The 20,609-nt window shown below is 46.1% G+C and carries 15 protein-coding genes and 1 tRNA gene; 11 read left to right on the forward strand and 5 right to left on the reverse strand.

Annotated features, from left to right (window positions below; all coding sequences use genetic code 11):
* Nucleotides 1-59 precede the first annotated feature (59 nt).
* From ACPUEK_RS03795 to metK, 3 genes are all read right to left on the reverse strand, one after another.
* Nucleotides 60-1,700, reverse strand: a complete 1,641-nt coding sequence (locus ACPUEK_RS03795; protein ID WP_425642383.1) for a TolC family outer membrane protein — start codon at nt 1,698-1,700, stop codon at nt 60-62.
* Nucleotides 1,701-1,838: 138 nt separating this feature from the next.
* Nucleotides 1,839-2,570, reverse strand: coding sequence for a 16S rRNA (uracil(1498)-N(3))-methyltransferase (locus tag ACPUEK_RS03800; RefSeq protein ID WP_425642384.1), 732 nt, complete (start codon nt 2,568-2,570; stop codon nt 1,839-1,841).
* Between the two features lie 51 nt (nt 2,571-2,621).
* Nucleotides 2,622-3,785, reverse strand: coding sequence for a methionine adenosyltransferase (gene metK / locus ACPUEK_RS03805; protein ID WP_067033894.1), 1,164 nt, complete (start codon nt 3,783-3,785; stop codon nt 2,622-2,624).
* A 366-nt stretch (nt 3,786-4,151) separates the two neighbouring features.
* Here metK and tkt point away from each other — a divergent pair, with 366 nt between their 5' ends.
* The 10 genes from tkt to trmA all read left to right on the forward strand — a co-directional run bounded on the left by tkt (nt 4,152) and on the right by trmA (nt 16,591).
* Nucleotides 4,152-6,152 (forward strand): transketolase, encoded by a 2,001-nt coding sequence (gene tkt / locus ACPUEK_RS03810; RefSeq protein ID WP_425642385.1) that lies wholly within the window; start codon nt 4,152-4,154, stop codon nt 6,150-6,152.
* A 66-nt stretch (nt 6,153-6,218) separates the two neighbouring features.
* Nucleotides 6,219-7,253, forward strand: a complete 1,035-nt coding sequence (locus ACPUEK_RS03815; RefSeq protein ID WP_425642386.1) for a type I glyceraldehyde-3-phosphate dehydrogenase — start codon at nt 6,219-6,221, stop codon at nt 7,251-7,253.
* 28 nt (nt 7,254-7,281) lie between these two features.
* Nucleotides 7,282-8,445 carry a phosphoglycerate kinase gene (locus ACPUEK_RS03820; RefSeq protein ID WP_067222316.1) on the forward strand — a complete coding sequence of 388 codons (1,164 nt, stop codon included), beginning with the start codon at nt 7,282-7,284 and terminating at the stop codon, nt 8,443-8,445.
* Nucleotides 8,446-8,699: 254 nt separating this feature from the next.
* Nucleotides 8,700-9,767: a class II fructose-bisphosphate aldolase gene (fba, locus tag ACPUEK_RS03825; protein ID WP_067033883.1), complete on the forward strand. Its 1,068-nt coding sequence runs from the start codon at nt 8,700-8,702 to the stop codon at nt 9,765-9,767.
* Nucleotides 9,768-9,858: 91 nt separating this feature from the next.
* A tRNA-Leu gene (locus ACPUEK_RS03830) sits at nt 9,859-9,943 on the forward strand.
* Between the two features lie 122 nt (nt 9,944-10,065).
* Complete coding sequence (locus ACPUEK_RS03835) at nt 10,066-11,184, forward strand: hypothetical protein (RefSeq protein ID WP_067222319.1); 1,119 nt, start codon at nt 10,066-10,068, stop codon at nt 11,182-11,184.
* Nucleotides 11,172-13,736, forward strand: coding sequence for a hypothetical protein (locus ACPUEK_RS03840; protein WP_425642389.1), 2,565 nt, complete (start codon nt 11,172-11,174; stop codon nt 13,734-13,736). The genes ACPUEK_RS03835 and ACPUEK_RS03840 overlap by 13 nt, the downstream gene beginning before the upstream one ends.
* A 2-nt stretch (nt 13,737-13,738) precedes the next feature.
* Nucleotides 13,739-14,434, forward strand: coding sequence for a 5'-methylthioadenosine/S-adenosylhomocysteine nucleosidase (gene mtnN / locus ACPUEK_RS03845; RefSeq protein ID WP_082866249.1), 696 nt, complete (start codon nt 13,739-13,741; stop codon nt 14,432-14,434).
* Nucleotides 14,435-14,493: 59 nt separating this feature from the next.
* Nucleotides 14,494-15,405 carry a hypothetical protein gene (locus tag ACPUEK_RS03850; RefSeq protein WP_425642391.1) on the forward strand — a complete coding sequence of 304 codons (912 nt, stop codon included), beginning with the start codon at nt 14,494-14,496 and terminating at the stop codon, nt 15,403-15,405.
* A gap of 91 nt (nt 15,406-15,496) precedes the next feature.
* Entirely contained in the window at nt 15,497-16,591 is a 1,095-nt protein-coding gene (gene trmA, locus ACPUEK_RS03855) for a tRNA (uridine(54)-C5)-methyltransferase TrmA (RefSeq protein WP_425642392.1), read from the forward strand.
* Nucleotides 16,592-16,638: 47 nt separating this feature from the next.
* Here trmA and ACPUEK_RS03860 read toward each other — a convergent pair whose 3' ends face one another.
* Nucleotides 16,639-17,067, reverse strand: a complete 429-nt coding sequence (locus tag ACPUEK_RS03860) for a hypothetical protein (protein ID WP_067222340.1) — start codon at nt 17,065-17,067, stop codon at nt 16,639-16,641.
* 226 nt (nt 17,068-17,293) lie between these two features.
* On the opposite strand from ACPUEK_RS03860, the gene serA reads away from it, so the two are divergent.
* Nucleotides 17,294-18,523, forward strand: a complete 1,230-nt coding sequence (serA, locus tag ACPUEK_RS03865) for a phosphoglycerate dehydrogenase (protein ID WP_067222342.1) — start codon at nt 17,294-17,296, stop codon at nt 18,521-18,523.
* Nucleotides 18,524-18,595: 72 nt separating this feature from the next.
* Here serA and ACPUEK_RS03870 read toward each other — a convergent pair whose 3' ends face one another.
* Nucleotides 18,596-20,569 (reverse strand): methyl-accepting chemotaxis protein, encoded by a 1,974-nt coding sequence (locus ACPUEK_RS03870; protein WP_425642393.1) that lies wholly within the window; start codon nt 20,567-20,569, stop codon nt 18,596-18,598.
* Between the last annotated feature and the right edge of the window lie 40 nt (nt 20,570-20,609).

Here is a 20,609-nt window from a genome sequence, read left to right on the forward strand (position 1 = left end):
GTGAGAAAATATCGGACAAGAAAAAGCGGCACAGCGAGGTGCTGTGCCGCTCAGTTTGTTTACCAACCGCCAGTGTTGTCGGTTGCATCGATAAAGATAACACCGTCATCGTTAACAGAGGTGTTGCCTTGTGGGAAATTGCTGCTATTTGGCGCGGCCGTATTATAACTCGGCTGGGCTGTTTGCGGCACTGGCACTACAGGTTGAGCTGTTCTAACAGGGGGTTGATAGCTGCTCTGAGTGGGAGCGTTGTATTGTGGTTGTACCGGTGCCTGATACTGCGGCTGAGTTGCTTGTGGCACTGGCGCTACAGGTTGAGGTGTCGGAGTCACAGGCTGAGCCATTTCAGCAGAGGCAGTTGTACGTTTTCTTGGTAGCGTCTCTTGTTCAAAACCAAGCTCTTTAGGTTGGTAAATACGTAAGGCGCGCATTAAATCCCCTTTCGCATTAAACAAACGGAAGACTGCATACAGTTCGTCATAGTCTGCATTCACATAATCTTGGCGTGCTTCAAATAGCTCGTTTTCACTGTCTAATACATCGAGTAGGGTGCGTCGACCAAGGTTAAACTGCTGTGCATAGGCCATTTGAGATTCTTTAGTGGCCGTGACATATTGTTGTAAGTATGACTTTGAACCCAACGTTGCTTCATAGGATGCCCAAGCCAATCGGGCAGATAGCTCAGCCTCACGAACGGTATTACGTTGAATCTCAGAAGCTTGAGTGTTCTGTTGAATAGCTGCTTTGCGCGTGTGTTTGTCTGCGCCACCATTATAGAGGTTGTAAGAAAGACGAAGCATAGCGGTTAGATCTTCGTCGGCCCCTTTTCTGCCATCAATGTTGTCGTCAAAAGAGCGCTCAACGACAAGATTTAACTCAGGGTAGTAATTAGATTTAGTTGAGCTTAGGTAATGCTCGGTTGCTGTAACATCCCACTTCGCTGAATCAATTGCTGGGTTGTTCTTTAGCGCTTGATCCACGGCATCGGCTAAATTCGTCGGCAGCATTGAACGATCAGGTTCAGGATAGATCAGTTCTGCTGGCGGCATATCGCCCACGATGTTCTTATAATTTGCCTCAGAGGCACGAAGGTTGTCTAAAGCAGATAAGCGGTTTGCTTCGGCTTTGGCAAGACGAGCAGAGATTTGGCTAAAATCTGATTGACGGCCTACACCCGACTCACTTGCTGTACGAATTTGCTTATAAATTCGATTATGAGTATTTAAGTTGGTTTCAGCCAACTGGTACAGCTCACGGTTTCTTAAGACATCTGTGTAGGCTTGCGTGACTTCAAGTGCTTTATTTTCGACCTGAATAAGAGCGTTCCAGCGATTAGCCTCGGCTTCGGCCTTCAATCGTTTTACATCATAGGTAGAATTGAACCCATTAAAAATAGGTTGGGTCAGCGTTAGCGCAAGCTCTCGGCGCGTTAACGATACATCTTCCCCCGTTCCTTGGTAGTCGTAAGTCGTTTCATGACCAATGCCAGCATTCAAGTCAATAGAGGGTAAAAAGCCATTTCCCTTTGAAATTTCCGTTTCCTCCAAGCTCTCTCTGAATAGAGCGATGGCTTGGCGAACTTTTGGATTATTTTCAACTGCTGTGTAAGTAGCTTCTTCAAGAGTGATGCCCATTACAGGTAGGGCACAAAAAGAAGTAGCCAGTGCAATACCACTGACAATTAACTTTTTTCGAAACATGGGCGTCACCTAAAGTGTAAGACGTTAAAAATAGAAAACAATGTGTACATAATTTATCCAAATTCTAGATGGTTTTTGTACATCATTGGAGGCATATTTGTGTTACAGGTCGAATTCTAATGTTATGAAATGTAACCGCTATAGATCGCCCCAGAGTAAATTTAACGCCGTAAGGGCCACAATGGGCGCTGTTTCTGTGCGTAATACTCTAGGTCCTAAAGCGATAGCAGAAAAGCCTTGTTGTTCTGCAAGATCAACCTCAGCCTTTGAAAGGCCACCTTCTGGGCCGATTAGCAGGGCAATTTTCTGGTTGTCTGGTCGAGTGAACTGATTCAAAGGGCGTGCACTATGGTGATGTAATGTCAGTTTTAACATTTCGTTACAATTGCTAACCCAATCTTGCAAATCAATAGGGAAACACACTTCTGGTACAATCCCTCGGCCTGATTGTTCTGCGGCACTGATGGCAACTTGCTGCCAATGCTGTACACGCTTTTCGAGTCGGGCATCGTTTAAGCGTACCTCGCAACGTTCACTGAATAACGGCTGTATTTTATAAACACCTGACTCAACGGCTTTCTGAATCGCATAGTCCATGCGTTCCCCGCGTGAGATGGATTGCCCTATGGTGACCAAGAGAGGTGATTCGTTGCTCAGAGCTTCAAATGTATCCACTGCCACTTGAGCGCTACGCTTTTGCACATTGAGCAGCTTAGCTTGGTATTGTCCGCCTTGACCATTAAATAAAACGATTGGGTGATTTTCCTTTAATCGCAGTACTTTGCAACAGTGCTGAAAAGCGCTATCAGGGAAGTCAAATGTGCTGTGTTCAGCCAGTGGTAGGTCGACGAAGATACGTGGAATTCGCATAAAATAAAAAGCCCTCTATTGAGAGGGCTTTTATAACGGAAATTGCGGTAATTATAAACCAGCAGCGTTACGTAATGTGTCAGCTTTGTCCGTGCGTTCCCATGTGAAGTTTTCTTCTTCACGACCAAAGTGGCCGTAAGCCGCTGTTGGTAGGTAGATCGGACGTTTAAGATCGAGCATCTTGATTAGGCCTGCTGGGCGCAGATCGAATTGTTCGCGTACTAGCTGAGAAATCAACTCGTCACTGACTTTGCCTGTACCAAAGGTGTTGATACTGATTGACGTGGGCTCGGCCACGCCAATAGCGTAAGACACTTGGATTTCGCACTTGTCAGCAAGACCTGCGGCAACAATGTTTTTCGCGACGTAACGACCTGCATAAGCGGCTGAACGGTCTACTTTCGAGGGATCCTTACCTGAGAATGCACCACCGCCGTGGCGCGCCATACCGCCGTAAGTATCAACGATGATCTTACGACCTGTTAGGCCACAGTCACCCACAGGGCCACCAATGATGAATTGGCCTGTTGGGTTAATAAAGAATTTAGTCTCTTTCGATAGCCATTCTTCTGGCAGAACAGGCTTGATGATTTCTTCCATCACTGCTTCACGTAAATCGGCTTGTTTTACATCGGCACTGTGCTGTGTAGAGAGTACCACCGCATCGATCGCGCATGGTTTGCCGTTTTCATCGTAGCGGAAGGTAACTTGGCTTTTGGCATCGGGGCGTAGGAATTCTAGCGTGCCGTTTTTGCGTACTTCGGCTTGGCGTTGAACCAAACGATGGGCGTATGTGATCGGAGCAGGCATTAAAACGTCAGTTTCATTGGTTGCGAAACCAAACATTAGACCTTGGTCTCCGGCGCCTAGTTCTTTCTCGTTGGCTTCATCTACACCGACAGCGATATCAGCCGATTGTTTACCAATTGCGTTAAGGACTGCGCAGGATTCCCAGTCAAAGCCCATATCAGAGCTGTTGTAACCAATGTTACGGATAACGCCGCGGGCGATGTCTTCGATATCAACCCAAGCATTGGTGCGTACTTCACCAGCAACCAAGACCATGCCTGTTTTAACAAGCGTCTCACATGCAACACGTGCTTCTGGATCTTCTTTGATGATGGCATCCAAGATCGCATCGGATACTTGGTCTGCAATTTTATCTGGATGACCTTCCGAAACAGATTCTGAGGTAAATAGAGAATATTCTGACATGTTTGTGCCTCTATAGATGTAAATTCTAGAGCGCCAAACAGGCATAAAAAAACCCGCTTAGCTGAAATGGTTTGCTAAACAGGCGTATCATGCTTCTGTTTAGCTGAATTTATATAGCGTCCGCAAGCCGAAACAAATCGACGCTGTGCTGCGGATAATGAACTAATGGCGACTAAAATTCAAGCAATTGTGCATTAAGGGTAGGGTGCTTTCGGTGCTTTTTTGCTATGCTATTGTCCATCTTTGTGCAATTTCATTTTCTTTGCTTAATTAGTAAGCAGATGCCGCCTGATGCCGTTGCAAGGCTTGGGCTTAGCGTGGAGAATGAAGCCGACATTTCGTACATTAACCAGGAGTGGATGATCAATGCCGTCTCGTAAACAACTTGCTAATGCTATACGCGTACTGAGTATGGACGCGGTTCAAAAAGCAAAATCTGGACACCCAGGCGCGCCAATGGGCATGGCTGATATTGCAGAAGTGCTTTGGAATGACTTTCTGAAACACAACCCAAGCAATTCTAGCTGGGTCGATCGTGACCGTTTTATTTTGTCAAACGGCCATGGTTCAATGTTGATCTATTCCCTGTTGCATCTTTCTGGCTATAACTTGCCAATGGAAGAGCTAAAGCAATTCCGTCAGCTACACTCGAAAACTCCTGGTCACCCTGAGTATGGCTACACTGATGGCGTTGAAACAACGACTGGCCCTTTGGGTGCAGGTATTAGTAATGCTGTGGGTATGGCCATCGCTGAGAAGACATTGGCAGCACAGTTTAACCGTGAAGGCCACACAGTAGTTGACCACAACACATACTGCTTCCTTGGTGACGGTTGTATGATGGAAGGTATTTCCCACGAAGCTTGTTCACTAGCGGGTACGCTTGGTCTAGGCAAATTGGTTGCATTCTGGGATGACAACGGTATCTCTATCGATGGTCATGTAGAAGGTTGGTTCACTGACGACACACCTAAGCGTTTTGAATCTTACGGTTGGCATGTGATTGCTGACGTAGATGGTCATGACCCTGAAGCAATTAAAGCCGCCATTGAAGCTGCGCAAGCAGAAACTTCTAAACCAACACTGATCTGCTGTAAAACCATCATTGGTTTTGGCTCACCAAATAAATCAGGTTCACATGACTGCCACGGTGCACCACTAGGTGATGACGAAATCGCTGCAGCCCGTGAGTTCCTAGGTTGGTCAGAAGCACCATTCGAGATTCCAGCAGACGTTTACGAAGGTTGGGATGCAAAATCAAAAGGTGCGGCAGCGCAATCTGAGTGGGAAGCGAAATTTGAAGCTTACCAAGCGGCTTACCCAGAACTAGCGGCTGAGTTTGACCGCCGTGTTGTTAAAGGTGAATTGCCAGCTGACTTCACAGAAAAAGCCGCGGCTTACATCAAAGAGTGCCAAGACAAGGGCGAGAACATTGCCAGCCGTAAAGCATCACAAAATGCGATCGGCACATTTGGAGCAATGCTTCCTGAACTGCTAGGCGGTTCTGCCGATTTGGCAGGCTCCAACCTAACGTTGTGGTCTGGCTCGAAAGGCATTCAAGAAGACCCAGCGGGTAACTACATTTACTACGGTGTACGCGAATTCGGTATGAGCGGCATTATGAATGGCGTATCGCTACACGGTGGCTTCATCAACTACGGTGCGACCTTCATGATGTTTATGGAATACGCACGTAACGCAGTACGTATGTCTGCACTGATGGGCATTCAAAACATCTTTGTTTACACCCATGACTCGATTGGTCAAGGTGAAGATGGTCCTACGCACCAGCCGGTTGAGCAACTTGCTAACCTACGTATGACACCAAATATGTCCGTATGGCGTCCTGCTGATGCGACGGAAACAGCGGTGGCATGGTCAGCGGGTATCCAGCGTCGTAAAGGCCCTACGGCACTTGTGTTCAGTCGCCAAGGTTTACCTGCGTTGTCTCGTACCGATGCGCAAGTGGCAGATATCGCGAAAGGTGGTTACGTGCTTTCTGACTGTGAAGGCACACCAGAATTGATTTTGATTGCAACGGGTTCTGAAGTATCTCTAGCCATGGATTCAGCGCAAGCGCTGACTGAAAAAGGCACTAAGGTGCGCGTTGTCTCTATGCCGTCTACCGATGCGTTTGATGCGCAAGATAAAGCGTACCAAGAGTCTGTCCTACCAAGCAGTGTCATTAAGCGTGTAGCAATTGAAGCAGCACATGTTGACTACTGGTACAAATACGTTGGCTTTGGTGGTGCGATGGTTGGCATGCGTTCATTTGGCGAATCTGCACCGGGTGGCGATCTGTTGAAGTACTTCGGTTTCACTGTCGAAAATGTTGTTGAAACAGCAGAGAAACTGCTGAACGCCTAACGGCTTCGCAACGAAAGAGGAGCTTAGCGCTCCTCTTTTTTGTTGGATCAATGTGATAAGAGAACTATGTTGCGAATAGCAATTAATGGCTATGGCCGTATTGGTCGATCTGTTTTACGTGCGATTTATGAAAATGGTTACCAAGACCGTTTACACGTTGTCGCAATTAACGAGTTGTCAGATATTGAAACGATCAGTTATTTGACTCGTTACGATACGACTCATGGTCGCTTTCCGAAACCTGTTTCCGTTGAAGGTCAGAGTCTATTGATCGGTGAGGACGCGATTCGGTGTTTTAGTGCTATGTCTCCGGAAGAGCTGGATTGGGCGACTTTAAAAGTAGACCTAGTCTTGGAGTGTTCGGGTACGTTTACCGAACGAGATGAGATACAGCGCTTTATCGACGCGGGTGTGCCAAGAGTACTGTTATCTCAGCCGGCATCTGCCGATGTGGATGCGACGATTGTATTTGGGTTTAACCATGAAAGCTGTATGTCTGCGGATCAGACGATCGTCTCTGCGGCATCTTGTACGACAAACTGTGTTATCCCTGTGTTAGATACGTTACAAGAGTTGGCAGGTGTAGAGCATGGTGCAACGCAAACCATTCATTCCGCTATGAATGACCAACCTATTATAGACGCTTATCACACCAAAGATTTGCGACTAACGCGCTCAGCCATGAGCTCGATTATTCCTGTGAACACGGGGCTGGATCGCGGTATTGCGCGTTTGATGCCCGAATTAGAAGGTAAAATCAGCTCCAATGCGGTACGTGTACCGACGATTAATGTCTCGTTGATCGATATGGTGGTACGTACCAAGCAAGATGTGACAGCAGAACAAGTAAATACCGCCCTTCAAACCGCTGCTTCGTCTAAGTACGCGGGATTATTAGGTTACACTCAGGAAGCCCATGCGTCGGTAGACTTTAATCATGATCCGCGCTCCGTCATCATCGATGGTACACAAACCCAAGTGGTAGACGGTCGGCTGGTGAAGCTTCTGTGTTGGTTTGATAACGAATGGGGTTATGCGAATCGCATGCTGGATGTGGCGTGCTATTGGCAACAACAATTGGAAAACAGTGCTCAGCACTGATGGTTTTAAAAACGACGAGGAATCGTGCATGACCGTAATTAAAATGACCGATTTGGATCTAGCGAACAAACGCGTATTGATTCGTGAAGACCTTAATGTGCCTGTGAAAGAAGGCAAAGTAACCAGTGATGCCCGTATTCGAGCTGCATTGCCAACATTAAAGTTGGCATTAGAGGCGGGTGCGAAAGTGATTGTGATGTCTCACCTTGGTCGTCCAACAGAAGGGGAGTACGAAGAGCAATACTCACTACAACCCGTTGCCGATCACCTTGCGGGTCTTTTGGGTCAAGATGTCCCTCTGGTAAAAGATTGGTTAGATGGCGTTGAGGTTGCCGCGGGTCAACTTGTGTTGGTTGAAAACGTGCGCTTTAACAAAGGCGAGAAAAAAGACGATGAGGCGCTTTCTAAGAAGATGGCTGCTTTATGTGATGTTTATGTCATGGATGCCTTTGGTACAGCTCACCGTGCTCAAGCATCAACACACGGTGTGGGTAAATTTGCTCCGATCGCTTGTGCTGGTCCATTATTGGCGGCCGAGCTTGAAGCCTTAGAGAAGGCGCTGGCGAAACCTGCTCGTCCAATGGCAGCGATTGTTGGCGGTTCAAAAGTATCGACTAAGCTAACGGTGCTGGAGTCATTGTCTGATAAAGTCGATCAGTTGATCGTCGGTGGCGGTATTGCTAATACGTTCTTGGCAGCAGCTGGGTTTCCTGTTGGCAAATCACTTTATGAAAAAGATTTGATTCCGCAAGCCAAAGCATTGATGGAAAAAGTGAACATTCCTTTGCCGGAAGACGTTATTGTCGCGACAGAGTTCTCCGCAGAGGCGACCGCGACGGTTAAAGATGCGAAGGATGTAGCTGAAGACGATATGATTTTAGATATCGGTCCGAAAGCTGCTTCTAAATTAGCGGGACTGCTAGAGAGTTCAAAAACGATCATCTGGAATGGGCCAGTTGGTGTATTTGAGTTTGATCAGTTTGGCGAAGGTACTAAAGCGTTATCGCTAGCTATTGCCAACAGTGATGGTTTCTCTATTGCAGGTGGCGGTGACACGCTAGCGGCAGTAGACAAGTATGAGATTGCAGACAAAGTGTCTTACATTTCAACGGGTGGTGGCGCTTTCCTTGAGTTTGTCGAAGGAAAAGTACTTCCAGCGGTTGCTATGTTGGAGTCACGCACGCAAAATTAGTGTAAAGCTACGTGCTTGCACTTGAATAAGACGGGGAATACCCTGCAGGATGAGGTGAGTCCTAGGACTTTCTCATCTTTTATAATTATAAACACTTAGAGAGTGACCAGTCTTTCATTAGACAGACTGACAATATAACGATAAGGCGAAACGCCACATGTGACACACATGCGCATGAATATAAAATCACACGGTGTCTCTTGATTGGATGCACTGTTTAGACACCAAAAACTTCATTGTCAGAGGAAACTTTTATGCCTTTAATAAGTATGCGTCAATTGCTGGATCATGCAGCAGAGCATGATTACGGCTTGCCTGCGTTTAACGTGAATAACATGGAGCAGGTCAAAGCGATCATGGAAGCAGCAGACGAGGTGAACTCACCTGTTATCATGCAAGCTTCTGCAGGCGCGCGTAAATACGCTGGCTCTCACTTCCTTCGCCACCTGATTGCAGCGGCGATTGAAGATTACCCACATATCCCGGTAGTCATGCACCAGGATCACGGTACGAGCCCAGCCATTTGTCAGCGTTCTATTCAGCTTGGTTTTTCATCGGTTATGATGGACGGCTCTTTAATGGCTGATGGTAAAACGCCTGCTAGCTACGAATACAACGTTGATGTGACGCGTCGTACCGTAGAGTTCGCTCATGCGTGTGGTGTGTCTGTAGAAGGTGAACTGGGTGTACTTGGTTCATTAGAAACAGGTCAAGCGGGTGAAGAAGATGGTGTCGGCGCAGAAGGTATTTTGTCGCACGACCAGATGCTGACGGACCCTCAAGAAGCGGTAGACTTCGTAAACGCAACGGGCATCGATGCGCTAGCAGTAGCGATTGGTACAAGCCATGGAGCGTACAAATTTACTCGTCCGCCAACTGGGGACATCTTAGACATCGAGCGTATTGCGAAGATTGTTGAGTTGCTGCCAAACACTCATATCGTATTGCACGGTTCTTCTTCAGTGCCGCAAGACTGGTTAGAAATCATCAACGAATTTGGTGGTGAAATTCCAGAGACATACGGTGTGCCTGTAGAAGAGATCGTAAAAGCGATCCGCTACGGTGTTCGTAAAGTCAACATCGATACCGACCTTCGCCTAGCCGCAACGGGTGCGATCCGTCGTAGTCTTGCTGAGCACAAAGGTAACTTTGATCCACGTAAATACTTAACAGAAAGCATCAAAGCGATGAAGGCTGTGTGTATTGATCGTTACGAAGCCTTTGGTTGTGCAGGCCAAGCGTCTCGTATTCAAACCATCGACCTTGAAGAAATGGCGATTCGTTACGAGCACGGCGAATACGCTAACGGTCGTCGTTTCTAAATAAGGTTTTGTTTGACGAGCATTTTTTTAAAAGTTTTTAAAAAAAGTGTTGACCATGAAAATGGTTTCTCTATAATGCTCGCCATTCCTTGCGGGAGTGGTGGAATTGGTAGACACGCTGGATTTAGGTTCCAGTGCTTCACGGCGTGAGAGTTCGAGTCTCTCCTTCCGCACCATATTTTAAAAAGCCGAGTTACTTTGTAACTCGGCTTTTTTTATGCCTTTTTTACGCGTTTGTATTTCATTCAAAGTGGTTCTCGTTAGAATGTCTTTAACCATTTAAAGACCAACGAAGCCTATGCGTCAGCTACGATTTTTCTTCATCTGCTTAACGATTACTCTTTTATCTCAAGGGGTAAGTGCGTACACGTTTGGCCAGTCCTCGTTCAGTTTGAAGCGCTTTTTAGACGCTAACCCTAGTCAAATCCCCCTCATTGAGCAATTGTCGGTGCGTGTTCGCTCGCAACCTGCTCCTTTATTAGCGACTCATCCTGATACTCAGAAAATCGCCGTCATACTGCACAGTGATCCATCCATTGCATTTAATCGAGCGTGGATGATGACGTTTAAGCAGCGTATGAAAGAGCTTAGCATTGATTTTCGGCTAGATGTGTTCCATATAGACCGTCGTGACGGTATCGACTCTACCTTGAATACCTTCCAGAAGATTGAGGCGGCTAATTTTGATTATATGATTGTTGACCGAGTTGATGATCATAATCGGCCCTTATTAGAACGGATACTTAAAGCTGGGGAAACAGAAGTGCTAATAAGGGGGGTTATTGCACCATTTTCATCGTGGCATATGCATCCGCCGCTGCTGTATATAGGTATTGATCGGGCCAAAATGATGCAAAGCTTGGCAAGCTATTTGGTCCGTATGCTTGATGAAGGCACGCTGATTGATACATTATCGGTTGATGACCCTTATAAAAATGAAACTGGCTGTCAGATTTTTCTAAATGAACTCTATCGGGAAGGCTATCAAGTACGCCATCGTTATCAATTGAAAGACAATGCTCAAGCAGCTCAACGTGTTGCGCTGCAAATTGTGAAAGAGAGTCAAGCGTTAGGATCGTCGCATTTTATTTTCTCTTGCACGCCGAACCTTAGCGAAGGTGTTGTGCGAGCTTTAAGTCGTCAGCAACAGGTGTTGGTAAGTACTAATGCTTGGCTAGGCCTGAAAGACTGGGAGGACGCCTACAAGCAAGGGATTATTATGGTTACAGTTGTTGGAGATTTGGATTATAGGGCTATAGCTGCAGCGGAAGCGATCAAAGCAGACATTGAATCTCGTCTTTTACCCGCTGTATATATGGAATCTTTTAGTTTATTGGTACAAGACATGGATGAGCAGACCCGTAACATTCTTTTGCAACAAGCACTCCCTTACTCGATGTCGTTATGGCCACGATAAGCCTGCGTAAGCGCTTTTCTCGTAAAGTGCTCATTCCTTTTATACTTGGAGCGCTTGTTTTGTGCTCGGCCGTTTGGGTAATGGATTACTATACCCAGCGAGGCCATTCATTGGCATCATTGCATCAACGTACACAAACACTCAGCATGAGTTTTTCGGCGTACTTGGATCGCGCCAATTTTGAAGTTAAGTATTTGTCTGAGCAAGTGAATGATGGAGAAACCATCGATGGCCTGTTTCAGCTTCATGATGTGTTGTTCTTTGGCGGCTTGGATTTTTTCTACGTAGTCTTAGAGAATGGCCAAGTAATGGAGGATCCTAGAGTTAGGCTGTATACACAAGACACGCCTGATAGCCTTATTCAAGGCGCTCAAATAAACGCTTGGCGGCATGTGTCTTCCAGTGACCGAGGTGAAATGCTAGTGTTCAAAAAGTCCCTTGGGAGCAACAGTGTTGGGCAGAGTCAGGGGTTCTTCTACGGTTTCATTTCACTTAATAATAACTTAGCACTGGCGAGTGACCTAATTACCAGCGCAGATGCAGACTTCATACGTATTAAAGACCTAGTGGGCAATGTATTACTGGTAGAGAAGCAAAGAAGCTTCTCTGATGATATACCTTACATTACTCACGATAGCATTCTCTCTATTCCCGAGTTAGAAGATAACCTCACGGTAGAATTGCGCTTTGCTCGACCCCTTACTGAGTCGTTTAGTGGCGTGGTCATGATTGGCTGTGCGGTGGTCTTAATATGCTTCTTGTTAATGTATTGGTTGATACAGTTTTATGCGCAGCGGGTCATGTTTGTGCCGATAACGGGTCTGCCTGCATTGGGTCGGGAGGGCGCAATGGATTTTTTAGAGTTCCAGCCGCTGCTCGCTCAAATGAACCGCTTCCAAGTGCAGCTCAAAGTGCGTGAGCAGCATTTAGAGTTGTTGTCTAACTCTCTACAATCCGCCATTTTATTTTGTGATGAGTCTTCGCGCGTTACGAATATGAATAAAGAAGCGAAAGGGCTATTTCCTAGTTATCAGTTTGCTAGCACGGTCTTTGATATGACACCTATCGCTTGTCATCAGCCAATTCAGCGTGCGTTAAAAGGTGAGTATGGTGGTGGATTCGAATTAGAGTTCCCTGAATCCGATAGAGTATACGATTTTAATACGTACTCTTTTATCAATGAGCATGGTTTTCGTAGTGTGATGTTGGTGGGTCGAGATGTGAGTGAGATCCGTCGCTTACGTTGGCACCTAACGCATCGTTTCCCGCAGCATACATTAGACCGGCCTCATCCACCGTCACAGTTAATATTGCAAGAACTGGCGAGTTGTAAAGATCATTTAGAAACGTCACCACAATCGACGGTGCGTTGGTTGAATGTCATAGGAGATTTGCTAACGAAGATTAGCCATCTTGATAGTGCAGCTTCGAAAAAAATGCCACTTGGAGAGCTTGTGGTGCAGGTACAAGATGAATTGGATCTAAGTCTTGTACCCAGTTCAAAACAGCAGGACTTCAGTGTCGAGCTCTCGTTAAGTGATGCACAACTCGTTGCGGAATGGACACAAGATCACCGATCAATGCTAATGGTGGCGTTTCTGTTATGTATCAACAGTTCGATATCCGGCCGATACATCCATATCGGGTGGGAGAAGAACAGTTTAGTGATTAAGTTGTTTGGGCTCGAAGAAATGACGCCTGCTTTGCAGTGGTTGAGTCACGAATATCCTAAATTGGTGAAAGGCCGCGTGGACGCATCCGATGCGAGCCGTTTTGTGATGATGGCGACGCTTATGCCTGAAGCTCAGCATGATCGTTCACTTAATGTCATTGGTAAGCATGCTGTTTTGGTAAAAAATGATTATACCGAGAGCAATCGATTACTCGAACTATTAAAGTCGATAGGAATGCGTGTTGAGGTGTATTCATCGTTTGCAGAGTTCTTCGGTGCGGGCACGCCGTATCGCACAAAATACGATGTGATGTTTGTCGGCGTGGGTGATATAGAATTAGCTAAAAGTGGCGTTGATAAGTTATTGACGTCAAGTCGAAGCCAAGCGTTACCTGTTATTCATGTAGGCAATCATCGCTCTGATGAGCTGCCTGGTGAAACTATGTTGGCACATCAATTAATGCCGTTTCGTTTAGCCTCAATGGTGGTTGCTTTAGGGGCCGCGTCCAAAATCAGCTTGGGCGATTGGGCCACCCACGCAACCAACTTCATTATCACTGGCGGTACGCATATTAGCCAAGTGATTTGGCAGTCTGAGCTAAACGCTAGCGGGTTCGTGGCGCGTCGAGAAGTCGATATTATTAATCTAATGTCAGTGCTCAGACATCATAGTCCAGTCGTGGTTGTGGTATTAGACAAAGCAACGGCGCAGTTAGCGATGAAATACCATTTGGAGCATCTAGGGAATACTAAATGGATCGTGCTGGAAGACTTTTTAGATCGACCTGATACAATGCGTTTTATTGATGTTGAAGGACGGCTTCCGAACGATGGTGCGCTTGAAGCTCTACTGCAAAATTTAAATGTTAAAGGCGAATGAATATGAGTGTAATCGGTTTAATCGGTGCGATGGATGAAGAAGTCGCTGTTATCAAAAAATGGATGACAGACATACAAGAAACAAGTGTTGCTGGCTGTGAGTTTTACTCTGGACAGCTTGATGGCAAAGACGTCGTACTGCTTAAATCGGGAATTGGTAAAGTTAATGCAGCGGTTTCTACGACATTACTGATGGCCAGCTTTGATCCATCTATAGTCATTAACATTGGTTCAGCAGGTGGATTTGATGCAGAGCTGGAAGTGGGTGATGTGATTATTTCAGATGAAGTGGTTCATCATGATGTCGATGTCACCGCATTTGGATATGCCCTTGGGCAGTTGCCGAGTATGCCGGCAACATACAGTGCCGATTCAGTGTTGGTTGATAAGGCGCTGCAAGCGGTAGCTTCCGTAGGCCAGGCGAAAGCAAAAGTCGGCTTGATCGGGACAGGCGATGTGTTTATGTGTGAAGCTGAACGTGTGGCGAAAGTGCGGGCGGCATTTCCTTCCCTTAAAGCGGTTGAAATGGAAGCGGCTGCGGTGGCTCAAGTGTGTCATAAGTTTTCGGTTCCTTTTGTTGTTGTGCGCTCTTTATCTGATGTGGCCGATAAAGAGTCCCCAGCAAGTTTTGACGAGTACTTGACTGTGGCGGCACAGAACTCATCACTGATGATCCGCGCAATGTTGCGAGAAATGTAATGACTGGGCTGTTTAAGAGTGTGTTTTGTATAAGGACAGTGTTGTGCGGGCTTGCGCTAGTGGCGCAGGTTAGTTATGCCGACCCTATTGAGACGACTTCCTCTGAACAGCCGGAGCGTGAATGGTGGAAGTCGACCCATGAGACCATGTCAACCAAAGTAGGTGAATGGTCAAATGGGCTTGATGCTTTCTTTTCAGGCCAGCGACATGAAGATGCCTCGACCAGCTTTGTCAGCATGCGATTTGGCTCCATTATTGAGGGAAAGGAAGGTATATCTGGCTTCTTTAACTTGGATGCAAGACTGCATTTACCTTATACAGAAGATCGACTGGATCTGATCATCGAGTCGGATGCGGATCAACTGACACAAGATAATCGACGTGTTGATAATGAGCCGGGTCAGAATATTTTACAATCTGCTCAAAATACTCGCTTCGCGACCATGCTGCGTTATTTCAAAGAAGAGTGGAATGCGAACATTGATATGGGCTTGTTATTAAAAATGCCGGTTGACCCGTTTGTACGTATTACCTTTGAGCAAGACTATGGGTTAGGGCAATGGTCTTTTAAACAAGAAGAGTCGTTGTTTGATTATTACTCTCTTGGGTACGGTGGTCGTTACGGCATTAAAGCATTAAGACCGATTGGTGATCGTTATGAGTTTGGTGCCGATTTTGGTGTGACGTATTTAGAAATTGATTCAGACACGTATTGGCGCCAAAACGTGTTTTTGAATCACGACTTCTCAGACAAGAGTAGACTGCGCTATCAAATCAGTTACCTGCAGGAAGGCTCAACACCTCGAGCAGAGAGCTTTTTGTATTACGTTGAATACCAGCGTCTTTTGTATGATGACTGGTTAATTGGTCAGCTAAAACCACAGGTGACCTATGAGCGTGATAACGACTACAAAGCAGAGGTATCTCTGAGTGCCTCACTAGAAGTGCTATTAGGCCCAGGGTTTCTTTAATCACCTTGTTTCAGCGGTCATCGTTCGCAAAGTAAGCAGACTCTTTGTATAATGCCGCGCCCATATTCTCGAACCTTTAGCGGAAAACTGCATGAGACCAGATCAAATTCAACCAGAACATTACGCAGCTCAGTTACAGACGAAGCAAGACTCATTGCTTGAGCTGATGGCAGACCTTGATATGCCAGAGCTAGAGGTGTTCGAAAGTGCTCCAAGCCATTACCGGATGCGTGCAGAGTTCCGTATCTGGCATGATGGCGATGACTTGTTCTATGCCATGTTTGACTCCGCTGACCCGCGCACTCCCATTCGGGTTGATCAATTTTTGGCTGCGTCAACGCTGATTAATGAACTGATGCCTAAGTTATTGGATGCGATTCGTGATATTCCTGTGTTGCGGTATAAATTATTCCAAGTAGATTTTCTCACGACAACGACCGGCGAAGCGCTGATCAGTATGTTATACCACAAGCCTATTGACGATGAGTGGCATCAAGCAGCGGTAGAGCTTAATGAGTCATTCCCTGCATGTCATTTCATAGGCCGTAGCCGTAAGCGTAAGCAAATCCTCACACGGGACTTTGTGATGGAGACGCTAACGGTACAGGGTCGCAAGTATCACTATCAGCAGGTCGAAAACAGTTTTACACAACCCAATGCGGGTATCAGTGAGAAAATGCTTGAATGGGCTCTTGATGTGACGAAAGGATGTTCTGGTGACTTGTTGGAAATGTACTGTGGTAATGGAAATTTCTCCATTCCATTAGCGCGTCGATTTGATCGAGTGATTGGTACTGAAATAGCAAAAGTCTCGGTCAACTCTGCAAGTTTAAATGTTGCTATGAACGGTGTCAGTAACGTACAAGTGGTTAAAATGGCCAGTGAAGACGTGTCTGATGCGCTTAATGGTGATGGGGCTTTACCTAAAGCATTGGTTCAAGCGGGTATGGATACGTTGAATCCTTCGGCGGTGTTAGTAGACCCACCACGAGCAGGATTGGACGATGGTACGGTTGAGTTGGTTCGAAAGATTGATCAAATTCTATACATCTCATGCAACCCCGAGACACTTAAGAATAACGTAGATGCATTGTTAACGACGCACAAGGTGACACGCTTTGCGATGTTCGATCAATTCCCCTATACCCATCATGTTGAAGCCGGTGTATTTCTAGAACGACGATAAGTCGTTCTAGTGTTCTAGACAGCATTTAATGCAAGAGTACAGAAGGGTTAGGCGGAGAAGTTGATCGTCTGGCCTAGAGCAGAATCAGGGCTAATATTGTATTGTGATGCAACGCTACCACTCTGGCTGGAGTTCGATGGTGTAGCGTTTAATGTGCTACCGGAGTTGCCCGAAACCTGAGCAGCAACAGCGGCGTTATTAGATGTTGCATTGGCTCCAAACTCAGAGGCCGTGGCCACATCAGCACCAACTTCTGTGGCAGACGTTTGAGCAACGGTTCTTGCGGCAACATTGTCTTGAGCTAACTGCTGAGCTTCGGGTGAGATGCTGACAGACACATCCACAGACTGCGGTGCGGCATTTGCCGTTTGGCTATTGCTCCCGTTACCTGTGTTGGGTTGAACAACAGGTGTATTCGTCAATTCTGGGTCGTTAAACTGACTAACGATGCTGTTGTTAATTCCTTCGATGGCCATAGCTCACCTCTCATTGATTATCTTTTGAACACCTTGATTCTAGTGCCGATGGCGCTGTCTTGCCAGTTAAAATGCGTAGATAAGATGTAAATTCTTGTTCAGTTGAGTATTACTCTATTAAAGATGAAGCTCATTCCGGCATCTGCTACTACGACAATTTAGCGAGTGTGGTAACATATCTTTTAAAAATACCCCCATAAGAAACCATAGAGATATATAAAAAATCATGAGTAATACTTCTTTAGAAAAAGCAAAAATCAAAATTTTGTTATTAGAAGGTGTTCATCAATCTGCGGTTGAAGCGCTGAATGCCGCTGGATATGAAAACATTGAGTATCATAAAACGGCTTTACCAGAAGATGAGCTGATCGACAAAATTGCCGATGCCCATTTTATCGGTATTCGCTCTCGCACACAGTTAACCGCCAAAGTACTGGAGCATGCACATAAGCTAGCAGCGATCGGCTGTTTCTGCATCGGTACCAATCAAGTAGACCTTGATGCCGCTTCCAGTAAAGGGATTGTTGTCTTTAACGCGCCGTTCTCCAATACACGAAGTGTGGCTGAGTTAGTTCTGGCCGAGATGATACTTTTACTTCGCGGTATCCCTGAGAAAAACGCGGTATGTCACCGTGGTGGTTGGCTGAAATCCGCTGTTGGCTCTTTCGAAACTCGTGGCAAACGTTTGGGCATCGTTGGTTACGGTAGTATCGGTACGCAGCTTAGTGTGTTGGCAGAATCGTTGGGTATGGAAGTGTGCTTCTATGACATTATTACTAAGCTCCCATTGGGTAATGCCCGCCAAGTTAAATCACTTGAGGAGCTGCTATCAACATCCGATGTGATATCTCTGCATGTACCTGAAACCCCAAGTACCAAATTGATGATGGGCCCAGATGAGATTGCTCAGATTAAAAAAGGTGCCATTTTCCTAAACGCATCCCGTGGTACGGTCGTTGATCTTGAAGCGCTTGCCGAGTCGATAAAAGCAGGTGATGTTGCTGGAGCCGCGATCGACGTATTCCCAGTGGAACCAAAAGGCAATGCCGAAGAGTTTGTGTCGCCGCTGCGTGGGTTAGACAATGTCATTTTGACGCCGCATATCGGTGGATCAACAATGGAAGCGCAAGAAAACATTGGTGTTGAAGTCGCGGTTAAACTCATTCAGTACTCTGATATTGGTACGACGACGGCAGCGGTTAACTTCCCAGAAGTCGCGTTACCTGCTCAAGCTGATAAGCACCGTATCCTGCATATCCATGAAAACCGTCCGGGTGTGCTGACTAAGATCAACGCGATCTTCTCTGACAACGATATTAACATCTCAGGTCAGTTCTTACGCACCACCGAGAAACTTGGTTACATGGTGATGGAAGTCGACTCCGATACTGGTGAGCTAGCACTTGAAAAAGTGAAAGAAGTAGAAGGTACGATTAAGGCGCGCGTTCTGTTTTAAGTGTCCGGCTTCGTTCTGAATTTAAAAAGCCAGTGTGAAAAGCGCTGGCTTTTTTGTATCTGAATGAGCATGTTATGAGCGAATACCTAACGTGCTGGTAATGTCGTCAATTTTTTGTCGGACATTCTTTGTCATGTCCGCAAGGAATCGCTCTGATTCATCTGCCTGAGAGCGGACTTTTTCTACAGTTTCTGTCAGCATACTTACGCTGCGTTTTTGATCTTCGGCATACCCTGAGGCTTTACGTGAAAGTACCGTCGACTGATACGACTTCTCTTGTACTTCCTGAGCAGAGTGGCCTAGCTCTGTCGTTAATGAACGTTGCTCTGAAGTCGCGGCTTCAATCAATCCTAAGTTCTTACGTAAGTTGGATGTTGAACTGGTTAATGATTCAAAAATGGATGTGATCTCTTCAAGGGAGTGTTGTGTTCGACCTGACAAGGATCTGACTTCATCGGCCACTACCGCAAAACCTCGGCCTGCTTCACCTGCACGAGCCGCTTCAATAGCAGCATTTAGAGCCAGTAAGTTTGTTTGCTCAGCGATGTCACGAATGCCGCTGACAATAGAGTTGGCGTTGGACACAGAGTTTTCCAAGCTGCCTAATGCAGTTTTGCTTTTCTGTAAGCGTTCTACCGTTGTTGTATTGGCGCTTTCAAGTGTTGATACTTGTTTCGAGCTCAACTCCATTGCGTCGCTGGTGTCGTGCGCATAGCTTTCTACCTCTTTTGCGCGCACTTCAGCTTTATTTGCTAGCACGTCTACATGAGCCGCTTGTTCAACGGTTTGCTCCAGTGCTTCTTTTGATGCAACACTAATTTTATGAACTTGGCCGAAGGCACTTAGCATCTCATTCAAAGACGTGGAGATGTTTTTAAGCTCAGTATCACGTTGTTGTCGTTGCACTGCGATTTGCTCAAGATAACGATTTAAATAGCGTGCAACTTCTGATAGCTCATTTTTGCTATTGGTGACTTTGAGCGTGTGTATATCATCACTTTCAACCAATGCTTTCACTGCGTTGTATAGATCCTTTGCGCTGTTCACGACAACACGGCTTTGGAATAAGTGAGTGATGAGGGTGGTTAACAACATGATGATCACAAATGCGCCAAAAGCGATCAGAGTATTGCGTTCTGTTTTTGCAGTGGCAGCTTGAATTGTTGCGGTGCCTTTATCAAGTTCGTCGCTGAGATCGTCAATAAGTTGTCGAATGGAGGTCTTGGCGCGGTTCGCTTGCTCTATCACTGCTAAACTGTTTTCGATGTCTTTCATGTAGCGATTCGCCCACGTGTTTAGCTCGCTCTTAGTTTCATCAAAGGTATCGCTGGTCTCTTCTGTTGCCTCAGTGCTTCCCCAACCCATTAATGCTGATAGGTCGTCAGTACTGTCATCACTGCCCGTATTGGATGCTTGCCATGCGGGTAATTGAGAGAAAAGGGTGACTTGATTAATCAGTTTTTGGTTTGCTTCGCTCACTATCTTACGGTTATCTGAAGAAGGGTTGTTCAAATAATCTTTAGCGGCTTGCTGTAACGAAGATAGCGCCGTGAAGAGATTGCCTTGAGCAGTAAGATAGCGCATGACTAAGTCGCTCTTTATGCTGTCGCTAGTGTTGTTGATAGTGCCGTTCAAGTAATCGAGGGACAGACGCATCTGGCGCTCGTTGTTTTCAATAAGAGCGAGAGGATTGCCGGATAGCTTGCCTGCTGCTCGAACGTCGGTTTGTAAGCTCATGACAATCGCATCTAAACGTTTGCTTAACGGTACCTGTAGATCAGTAGGTAGAGAGGTCAACATAGGTTTGATGCTTTCGGTGATAAATACCTCAGACTCTTGTAGCAACGAAGCTTCACCCGAAGTTAAATAGCGTTCAATTTTTTGCTCTAATTGTATTGCAGAGGCTTCCCATACCTTATTAAAAGCATCATTTTGCTCAAAAGCTGTCCGATAGCTTTGAGTGCTCCATAATAGAAGCGCGGCGAGCGCTGCGGCGATCACAAGATAGCTAAATGTTGTGGCGCGTGTCACATGGGAGATTTTCAAAATTGTCTCTCTATAATTCTCGGCAAGGTGATTGATGCGC

The sequence above is a fragment of the Marinomonas gallaica genome (genome assembly GCF_049821165.1).
Classification (GTDB): domain Bacteria; phylum Pseudomonadota; class Gammaproteobacteria; order Pseudomonadales; family Marinomonadaceae; genus Marinomonas; species Marinomonas gallaica.